The sequence below is a fragment of the Brachyspira pulli genome (assembly GCF_036997785.1).
Lineage (GTDB): Bacteria > Spirochaetota > Brachyspiria > Brachyspirales > Brachyspiraceae > Brachyspira > Brachyspira pulli.
Genome location: NZ_JAWLQI010000003.1, coordinates 100,303 through 109,380, shown reverse-complemented (window position 1 = coordinate 109,380; position 9,078 = coordinate 100,303). Strand labels below are relative to the sequence as shown.

Genomic DNA, 9,078 nt, shown 5'->3' with positions numbered 1-9,078 from the left:
GACAGAAGAAGACAAAGCTATGTACGAAGGCTATTTGGATAAAATAGACAGTTCATCAGAAGCAGAATTATCCGAAGAAGAAAAAGAAATGTACAATAGCTATTTGAATACCTCTTCAAGTGATACATCAGTAGAAGAACCAAAAGAAGAAGTATCTCAGCAACCATCAGAGTTATCTACAGAAGAATCTGTAGCAAATATTACAGATAAGGAATTAGAGGATTTAGTAGAAATAAAAGATTCCGATCTTAATATATTAGAAAATATTATGAAAGGTCAAAATGACGATGATGATGGTGAAGAACTTATGCATATAGATAATGTTCTTAACAAAGAAAATATAAATAATGAAGAAGAAACTAAAGTTAAATCCGTTGAAAATTTTGATTCTATGGAAGAACTTTTAAATAAGGAGACTAATATGTCTGAAGAAAAAGAATTAGAAACTATTGAAAAAGAAAATTTAGATGGTAATGTAGCAGTTGAAGATGAGTTCAAATTGGGTGATGATGATGACGATGAGCCTATCTTGATAGAAGAAGAAAACAAAATTCCAGATGATGATGATTTTGATGGAGAAATAACTCAATCTGATTTGGATTATGCTATAAAATTATTTGAATCAGAAGAATCAAATGGAAATACTAATGAATTTAGTTCAAAACAAGATATATTACTTTCAGAAAGTGAAGCTAATAAATTCAAGAAGTTATTCGGATACTTTAAGAATATTGTAGAAAAGATGTCTCCTGAAGATTTGGGTGATTTCTCAAAAACAGAGTTTTATGATATGTATTCATCACTATTTAGAAAATTTGGTGATTAAACAATAAAAAAAGGGGCTTAATTTTAAGCCCCTTTTTTATTATATTATTTTACTTTATTTTTCAAAATATTAATTTTTATCTTTTAATAATACTAAATCTTCACCTTCTAATTCTTTAACTCTTACAGATACATATTGATCTTGAGGAACATTTAAAGCAAGCCCTACATAATTAGCAGATACAGGCAATTCTCTGCCGAATCTATCAACTAATACCAATAATGCTACTTTTTTAGGTCTTCCATAGTCAAATAAAGCATTTAAAGCCGCTCTAATAGTTCTGCCGGTATAAAGCACATCATCTACAAGCAGTATAGTTTTTCCAGTAATATCAAAAGGTATATCAGTTTCTTTAATTTCAGGAAATTCAGAAAGAGAAGATAAATCATCTCTATAAAGATTTATGTCTATTGCTCCGATAGGTATATCAGTTTTAATTTTTTCTTCTAAAAGTTTTTTTAATCTTATGCCTAAAAAATCTCCGCGTCTTCTTATTCCAACTATAGCTAGCTTTTCCATATCTTCTTTTTCTATAATTTCAGCTGCTAATCTAGGAAGCACTTTCTCATATTCTTCAGCTTTTAATAAAACTCTCATATTATACTCCTTATGATGTATTACTTTCTAAAATTATAACGATTAAAGAAAAAAAAGCAACATAATATTTTTTTACTTTTGCATAAAAAATATGTTAAGTGTTTTTTTACTTTACCGATATTATATATAAAGACAGTAAAAAAGATTAAAGTTAACATAAGAGTTGCTAATTTTATTTTACTGTTATATAATTGAAATAAACATATTAATTTAAGTGAGGAAATTATATGGCAGACGAAGAAAACTTAGACTTGGAAGAAGGCGAAGAAGAGGAACAAGCCGAAGCTGCACCAAAGAAAAAATTTGGTTTAAGCCCTATGATTGTCAAAATACTTATGGGAGTTGCTGCCATTTTAGTTGTGGCTTTAATATCTGGGCTTATAGCGTTTTTCGTTTCTAAAAGTGTAGGAAAGGCTGCAGGTGTACAAGGCGGTGTAGTTGATGATATGGTAAAACAGCCACCACCATCAATCTATCGTATCGATCCAGAATTTAATGTAAATACAGCTGATATGGATGTAGCAAGATATGTTAAAGTTAGTATAATATTAACTTATACAACTAATGTTAAACAGCTTGCAGTAGAGCTTCCTGAAAGATTTTACATGATAAGGGATAGAATTACTACAATACTTAGTTCTTATACTTATGATCAATTACGAACTAATGAAGGTAGGGAGCAGTTAAAAGCTGATATTAAACGAGAGATTAATAGTATGCTTAGAAATGGTCAAATAGATGGTATATTATTTGATAACTTCTTATTAAGCTAATGCTAATGGAAAAAATTTATAAGAGAAGGATACTTGTATGACAGAAGTATTGTCACAAAGCGAAATAGATGCGTTACTAAGTGCTATATCATCTGGAGAAAGTTTAGATAATATTGATACTAAGCGTGTAGAAGTAGAACATAGAAAAATAAAGATATATGACTTCAAACGTCCTGATAAGTTTTCAAAAGACCAAATTAGAACGCTTCAAATGATGCATGAAAACTTCGCACGTGTTACTACAACTTCATTATCAGCACAATTAAGAACATTAGTAGGTATTCACGTAGCAAGCGTAGACCAGCTTACTTATGAAGAGTTTATAAGAAGTGTTAGTAATCCTTCTACTTTGGCTATTGTTAGTATGGACCCTTTAAAAGGTAGTTCTATATTAGAGATTGACCCATCTATCACTTTTACTATTATTGATAGATTATTTGGGGGACCTGGTGAAAGTCCTAAGAACTTAAATAGAGAGTTAACAGATATTGAGTTATCAGTTATGGAAGGTATTATAGTAAGGATACTTGGTAACTTAAGAGAGGCTTGGTCTCAGGTAATAGATTTAAGACCACGTTTAGGTTCTATAGAAACTAACCCTCAGTTTGCTCAGATGGTTAGCCCTAATGACATGGTTGTACTTATTACTTTAGAAACTAAAGTAGCTGATGTTGAAGGTATGATGAACTTTTGTATACCATATATTACTATTGAGCCTATACTTTCTAAATTTTCTGCTCAATATTGGTATGCATCTATTAGAAGAGGAAGCACTAGCGAAAATTTAAAAATTATTAAAGAAAAATTACAAAATATATTTGTTGAAACTTCGGCGGAACTTGGATCTATGCAATTACCGCTATCAGACATTCTCAATCTTCAGAAAGGTGATGTTGTTAAATTTACTGATACGAAGATTACAGATCCTGTCATATTTAAGATAGGAAACAGAAAGAAATTCTTATGTCGTCCTGGTATATCAGGTAGCAGAATGGCTGTACAGCTTACAGGTGTTATGGATGGCGAGGCTGATATAACCGAAGACGATTTATTAAAAGAGGAGGATTAAGGTTATGATGAGTGACGGTGCATTATCTCAAGACGAAATAGAAGCTTTGCTAAAAGGTGCCGATGAAGCTTTTGGAGGAGACAGTGCTCCTAAAGCTAGTAATGGCGGAACTGTAGATAAACAACTTTTTAATGAAGCTGCTAAGTTGATAGCTGAAAATCAAGCTTTTTCACTATCTTCTATTTCTACTAAGACTGTATCCATTACTAATATTACTACTACAGTAGGTGATGTAAATAATTTACATCAAATGTTATCTGGTAAAATGATAGAGGCTAAAGTAGGTTATACTGGTTCTATCAATGGAAATGTATATTATTTCATGGGAGAAAATGAGGCTTTAATAGTTGCTTCTCTTATGATGGGACAAAAAGAAGCTGCTTTAAATGATATGGTAGCTCAAGTATTAAAAGAAGCTTTCTCACAAATGGTTGGAGTTTCTGACAGTGCTTTAAGTTCCAGATTCGGCGGAAGTTTTACTAACTCTCCTATAGAAACTTCTATATTGGAAGATGCTTTTAGTATTAATATACCTGGTTCTTTAGCTATAGTAAGCGGTTCTCTTTCTATTGAAGGCGAAGTAGAAAACGCTCCTTATGTGTTTGCTTTGGAGCTTCCTTTATTACAAAGCCTTTTAAGTTCTGCTTCTAATACAGCTGCAGCACCTACTGCAAGTGCAAATACAAGTAGTAATACTGCTTCTTCTAATAACTCTATGTCTGGACATTCTGATAATCAATCTTTTGATTCAGGTCCTCAATTAGGAGTACAGCATGCAGAATTTAATTCTTTAATGCCTGCTTCAGATGTACAAGGAACTGGAAACATCGGTTTGCTTATGGATGTAACCATGAACATGACTGTAGAACTTGGTAGAGCTACAATGACTATTAGAGATATACTAGGTCTTGGTGAAGGTTCTATCATAGAGCTTCAGAAACTAGCTGGTGAACCTGTAGATTTGCTTGTTAATGGTAAGTTAATAGCTAAAGGTGAGGTTGTAGTAATAGATGAAAACTTCGGTGTTCGTGTTACTGATATTATTAACCCTATGGACAGACTTACTAATAAACCTAGATAATTAAATTAAAAATTAGCTATAAATAAAAGCGGGGAATATTAATTTCCTCGCTTTTTTATTTTAAATTATCAATAAAATTTTTTTTAATAACTCAATTGAAATTATATCATAAACATATATAATATAGTCAAAAGATATAATATTTAAGAAGTATAATAAATGAGTGATAAAGTAGAAAATAAAAATCCTAACAATATACCTTCAGGTAATATTGGTTTACTTATGGATGTGACTATCACTGTCACAGTAGAATTAGGCAGAGCACGTTTAAGTATTAAAGAGATATTAAGTCTTGGTGAAGGTTCTATCATAGAGCTTCAGAAACTAGCTGGCGAACCTGTAGATTTGCTTGTTAATGGTAAATTAATAGCTAGAGGTGAAGTAGTTGTAATAGATGAATGTTTCGGTGTTAGAGTTACAGAGATTGTTGATTCTGTAAGTGAGATAGTTGCTGAAAAACCTAAAGAAAAAAATAAAAAATAATTAATTTCACATTCTTATATAAATCATTTTTTATGATATACTGAAAATTTTTAACTTTGTCATCTTTTTAGTCAACTTTTTCCCGCCGCATACGCTCTGCGGACTTCGTCAAAGTTGCAAAAAGTGCAAGGTATAAAATTAGTACTAAATAATACTAAAATTGTTTTACATGTAATATAAACTATTAATTTAAGCTAAAATATAGCCCTTTTGCTTCTTTGGGACAATACCACAGGCACTCCCTACGGTCGCAAAAGAAGTGGGGTGCTGCATAGCACACAGAGTGGTGGGCAAAGCCATGCAGATATTTAAAATTTAAAAAAATTATTTTTGACAAAATATAGTTGTTTAGGTATATATCCTATAAGTAATAAATTATAAATGATTTTTTTATATGTAAAAATAATAAATCTTTAATAAGTACTTATGAAAATTTTATTTATAAATTCTTTATTTTAAATAAAAAAAATTTTATTTGCTGCAACTTTAATTTAATACAATTCTTTACGATAATATAGTTACTATGAACAGCAAGAACCGTTTTATAATTTTTTCAGTAGTTATTATCGTTTTAATAATTGTTTCTTTTTCATCTCTTATAGTTACTGCAAATATGAGAGTGTCTGAGAATATAATAAGAGAAAGTGAAGTTAATAAAATTCCTTCTTCAAGTGAAAAATTTAGTGATATAATAGAAAATAGAAAGGTTAGAATACTTATAGATCCAGGACATAATGCTGCTACTAAAGGTGCATTGGGATATTTAGGTTATGAGTATTATATGAATTTGAGAGTTGCCAGAGAATTGGCAAAAATACTTTCTGAAGATGAGAGATTTGAATATTTTTTGAGCAGAGATGGTGCTTATTACAGCAGACCTATTAAAGAATATATGACTAATAATTATGCTGAGCTTTTGGGAATATATAATACAAAAGTTAAAGGTGAGGAGAGAACTGGAAATTTAACAAGATATCAAACATTAGAGATGTATGCTATAAGACACTATGCTATAGATAATAATTTTGATTTGCTTTTAAGTATACATTTTGATTATATGCCTTATATAAAAAGAAGAGCTAAAACTTCAGGTTTCCATGTTATAGTAAGTCCATATAATAGAGAATTTCCAGCTTCTATGCAGGTTGCTTATAAGTTATCTGAACGCATGCAGGAAAAATATAATATTTCTCCTGTAATAGGGCATGACAGAGTTCTTCCTAATACAGTATGGAAATTTTATGATAAAGAAGAATTGATTAAAGAAGGAATATCTTTGAGAGGACTTATTGTTATAGGCGATGCTTTTGAAAATGCTTATAATAAACAAGAAATAAAAAAAGATGTGCCTTCAGTTTTGATTGAAGCAGGATTTATACATGAATGGCGGTTTGGAAGCAATAAAGCTGTAAAAGAATTAGCTTATCAAATGTACGAAGCTTTGGTTGATGTATATACTACAAAATAAACTATTAAACTGTTATTTATATTGATTAAATATTAATATTTTGTTAAAATAGTTTTCAAATTAGGTAGTAATTGGATTATGCATAAAAGAAAAAATAAAGTTAAATATATTAATAAAAAACCTTCTGCAATTTATTTGTTTTTTAGAAAAATAATTAGATTCTTCACTCATAGAATCTATTTTATGTTTATACCGCATTCTAAAAAGAAAACAAAAACTTTATCAATACCAGTTTATGCATTAATTTTTATTGTATTAATAATAATTGGTGCTTTGCTTTCTACTTTTTCTTTTCTTACAAAAAATACTGTACTTGCAAGTAAAACAGAAGTGTTAAGCGGAAGTTATCAGGATAAATTAGCTGAAATAAACTCATTGGAAAATATTTTTAATTCTGTAGCTACTAATGATTATTATAGAAATGATATGTCCAATATGGTTAATCTATTAAAAATAGATGATGAGAGTATGAAGCTTTCTACCAATCATTATATAGATAATATTTTGCTTCTTAATTCAAGAGCAGAGGAACTAGAAAAGTTAAGATTATATTTAGATGAATTAAAAGCTAATATCACTTCAAAGAATAATGCTTTAGAGCCTATACCTTCAATACTTCCTATAGATTCAAGATATGCAGTTATATCTATGCCTTATCAAAAAGGTTCTATAGTATCAAAAGGTGTAGGATTTGAAACTATTGCGGGAACTTTAATAAGGGCTACTGCTTCAGGTACTGTAAATGATGTTTCTTATGATAAAGATACTGGATTTACCATTACTATATATCATAGATTTGGGGTTGTTACTAAATATACAGGTTTAGCCACTTCTTTAGTTTCTGAAAAAATGACTGTTAAAAAAGGTGAGATCATTGGAAACGCCAAGACGGGTATTTTTGAATATGAATTAAAAATAGCGTCTTCTTATGTTAATCCTTTATTATTTACTACTGTAGAAAATGAAGATAGAGAATAAAAATTTGAAAAATGGCATAAAGTATGCAGCACTTGGTGTTGAATTTGGAAGTATGGTTCTAGGTTTAGCTTTTGTAGGACATTATGTTGATAAACATTTTGAAAGTAAGCCATTATTTACTATAGTAGGAATATTTATTGGATTTGTCTCGGGAATATATAGACTTTACCAAATATCTAAAACTTTTGACAAATTGAATAAGAAATAGAGGAGAGATTATTTATGGAACCTATAATTACTAGCTTATTAGATACAGATTTATATAAATTTACCATGCAGCAATGTGCTTTAAGGCAGTTTTCGGATGTTTGGGTGCGCTATGTATTCAAAAGCAGAAATATTTTAGAATGGACTTCCGATATGCATGAGGAGTTTTTGAAGCAGATAAAATATTTTTGTAATTTAACTTTTCAGAAAGAAGAGCTTGAATATTTATCTTCTCTAAGATTCATAAAAAAAGATTATATAGAATTTTTAAAATTATACAGACCATTGGAAGAACATATAAGAGCTTTATTTGATAATAATAAATTAACTGTAGAAATAGAAGGTCCTTGGTATCAGACAATTCTTTGGGAAATTCCAATTCTTGCTATGATTAGTGAAATTTACTATACATATACAGTTTGTAAAGATGATGATGGAAAAAGAGCTTATGAACAAGCTGAAATTAATTTGATAAAAAAGATAGATGAAAAATTAATTCCAATGCATAAAGAGGATAATGGATTTAAGCTTTCAGAATTTGGTACTAGAAGAAGATTTTCTTTTAAATGGCAGGATAAAGTTGTTGATATACTAAAGAAAAAATTACCCCCTTCTTGTTTGGTTGGAACAAGCAATGTTTATTTTGCTAAGAAGTATGATTTACTTGCTGTTGGAACTAATGCTCATGAATATTATCAAATTGGTCAGGCTTTAGATAAGGTAAGACTTGCTGAGAGTCAGAAATTTATGCTTCAATCTTGGGTTAATGAGTACAGAGGAGATTTAGGTATAGCATTATCAGATACATTAGGAACTGATAAATTCTTAAAAGATTTTGATTTATATTTTGCTAAACTTTATGATGGAATAAGGCATGATTCTGGAGATCCTATTACTTGGGGTTATAAGGTTATAAATCATTATAAAAGTCTTAGAGTAGATCCTAAAACAAAAACTCTACTTTTCAGCGATAGTCTTAATTTTGACAAGGCTTATGTAATATATAAAGAATTCAAAGATGAAGCAAAAGTAACATTTGGAATAGGTACTTATATTACTAATGATTTTGAACCTGTTGCTAAGCCTTTAAATATAGTTATGAAGCTTCAAAGTGTTAATGGTAAGCCTGTTGCTAAATTATCTGATGATGATGGAAAAACTATTTGTGAGGATATGAATTTCCTTAATTATTTGAAAATTGTTGCTAAAGAATAAAAATAATAATATATAAAATTTATTTATAAAAATACAGGGCGGGAATTAAGTTTTTGAATTTCATTACATTTGCCCGCCCTTTATCTTTATTATTTTTTATGATATTTTTGTATTATTTTCTTTAAAAAGTTAAACAGTTATTTTAGCTGCCCGCCCAAGATTTTTTAAATTTGTTACTTATTAACCGCACTCAGAATGAAGCTAAAAATATAAATTTATTTGAAATACAATATTTTTTATATTATGAATTTGATTCACCGTGCGTTAAATAAATTCTAAATTTAATCAACACTTGGGTGGGTGCTAAAAAATCTGATTAAGTTATAAAGATGATTAATATTAAAATTCAAAATTTATTAATAAAGAATAAAGGGTGGGGTG

Annotated in this window: 9 protein-coding genes and 1 pseudogene; 9 read left to right on the top strand and 1 reads right to left on the bottom strand. The window is 29.3% G+C overall.

Annotation, left to right across the window (positions count from 1 at the left end; all coding sequences use genetic code 11):
- A pseudogene (locus R4K56_RS01795) lies at positions 1-826 on the top strand (hypothetical protein); the annotation flags it as partial.
- Between the two features lie 69 nt (positions 827-895).
- Here the strand turns inward: R4K56_RS01795 and pyrR are convergent.
- Positions 896-1,423 carry a bifunctional pyr operon transcriptional regulator/uracil phosphoribosyltransferase PyrR gene (gene pyrR, locus R4K56_RS01790; RefSeq protein WP_335757878.1) on the bottom strand — a complete coding sequence of 176 codons (528 nt, stop codon included), beginning with the start codon at positions 1,421-1,423 and terminating at the stop codon, positions 896-898.
- Positions 1,424-1,650: 227 nt separating this feature from the next.
- On the opposite strand from pyrR, the gene R4K56_RS01785 reads away from it, so the two are divergent.
- The 8 genes from R4K56_RS01785 to pncB all read left to right on the top strand — a co-directional run bounded on the left by R4K56_RS01785 (position 1,651) and on the right by pncB (position 8,697).
- Positions 1,651-2,196, top strand: a complete 546-nt coding sequence (locus tag R4K56_RS01785; protein ID WP_335757877.1) for a flagellar basal body-associated FliL family protein — start codon at positions 1,651-1,653, stop codon at positions 2,194-2,196.
- Between the two features lie 37 nt (positions 2,197-2,233).
- Positions 2,234-3,265 (top strand): flagellar motor switch protein FliM, encoded by a 1,032-nt coding sequence (fliM, locus tag R4K56_RS01780; RefSeq protein WP_008722421.1) that lies wholly within the window; start codon positions 2,234-2,236, stop codon positions 3,263-3,265.
- A 4-nt stretch (positions 3,266-3,269) separates the two neighbouring features.
- On the top strand, positions 3,270-4,346 hold the full coding sequence (gene fliN / locus R4K56_RS01775; RefSeq protein ID WP_335771776.1) for a flagellar motor switch protein FliN: 1,077 nt from the start codon (positions 3,270-3,272) through the stop codon (positions 4,344-4,346).
- Between the two features lie 159 nt (positions 4,347-4,505).
- Complete coding sequence (fliN, locus tag R4K56_RS01770) at positions 4,506-4,829, top strand: flagellar motor switch protein FliN (protein ID WP_335771775.1); 324 nt, start codon at positions 4,506-4,508, stop codon at positions 4,827-4,829.
- A 523-nt stretch (positions 4,830-5,352) separates the two neighbouring features.
- The gene (locus R4K56_RS01765; RefSeq protein ID WP_335771774.1) at positions 5,353-6,297 is read left to right on the top strand and encodes an N-acetylmuramoyl-L-alanine amidase family protein; all 945 of its coding nucleotides are present in this window, start codon (positions 5,353-5,355) and stop codon (positions 6,295-6,297) included.
- Positions 6,298-6,375: 78 nt separating this feature from the next.
- The gene (locus R4K56_RS01760; RefSeq protein ID WP_335771773.1) at positions 6,376-7,275 is read left to right on the top strand and encodes a M23 family metallopeptidase; all 900 of its coding nucleotides are present in this window, start codon (positions 6,376-6,378) and stop codon (positions 7,273-7,275) included.
- Positions 7,259-7,483 carry an AtpZ/AtpI family protein gene (locus R4K56_RS01755; RefSeq protein ID WP_335757873.1) on the top strand — a complete coding sequence of 75 codons (225 nt, stop codon included), beginning with the start codon at positions 7,259-7,261 and terminating at the stop codon, positions 7,481-7,483. Before R4K56_RS01760 ends, R4K56_RS01755 begins: the two co-directional genes overlap by 17 nt.
- Positions 7,484-7,497: 14 nt before the next feature.
- On the top strand, positions 7,498-8,697 hold the full coding sequence (gene pncB / locus R4K56_RS01750; protein ID WP_335771772.1) for a nicotinate phosphoribosyltransferase: 1,200 nt from the start codon (positions 7,498-7,500) through the stop codon (positions 8,695-8,697).
- Positions 8,698-9,078 lie beyond the last annotated feature (381 nt).